The organism is Vibrio splendidus 12E03 (assembly GCF_000272105.2).
Lineage (GTDB): Bacteria > Pseudomonadota > Gammaproteobacteria > Enterobacterales > Vibrionaceae > Vibrio > Vibrio splendidus_I.
The window spans coordinates 1-580 of record NZ_AJZD02000303.1; the positions used below are offsets into that span (position 1 = coordinate 1).

Annotated in this window: 1 protein-coding gene; it reads right to left on the minus strand. The window is 45.3% G+C overall.

The genetic code is table 11. The annotated features are described in order from the left end of the window. On the minus strand, positions 1–564 hold a 564-nt coding region (locus A142_RS19020; RefSeq protein ID WP_277815631.1), incomplete at its 3' end, for a VCBS domain-containing protein. Positions 565–580 lie beyond the last annotated feature (16 nt).

Below are 580 nucleotides of genomic sequence, written 5' to 3' on the forward strand. Positions count from 1 at the left end.
ATTGGTGTTATCGAGGTCGTAAGTCCACGCCCCATTATCTTTAAGGTGGAGCGTGCCTAAAGCACCAGCAACATCAGTATTGGAGAAGTGCGCTTCACCGGTATCGACATCAGTAATCGTCAATGCACCGGACGTTTGAAGTTGAGTTTCTTCCGTTACTGCGCCGGAACTTGTACCACCAATGACGGCTCTGTCGTTGGTGCCATTGATAATGATAGTAATTTGATGTGGTGTACCGTCGGCAGAGTGGATGGTCATGATGTCTGTTGTTGACGAGCCTTTGCCCAAGGCTTGTACTGCTGGATTGGTGTTATCCAGATCGTAAGTCCATGCACCATTGTCTTTGAGGTGGAGTGTGCCTAGGGTACCTGCAACATCGGTATTGGAGAAATGCGCTTCTTTTGCATCGATATCACTGATGCTTAATTTTCCTGAAACCGTGAGCTTATGATCTTCAATAACTTGATCTAAGTGGGGACTTTTTCCAACAACGAAGAATGAATTTGGTGAACCTCCTGTGTTATTGGTGATCACAGCCGAATCATTGGTACCATTAATAGTAATAGTGACTTGATGTGCA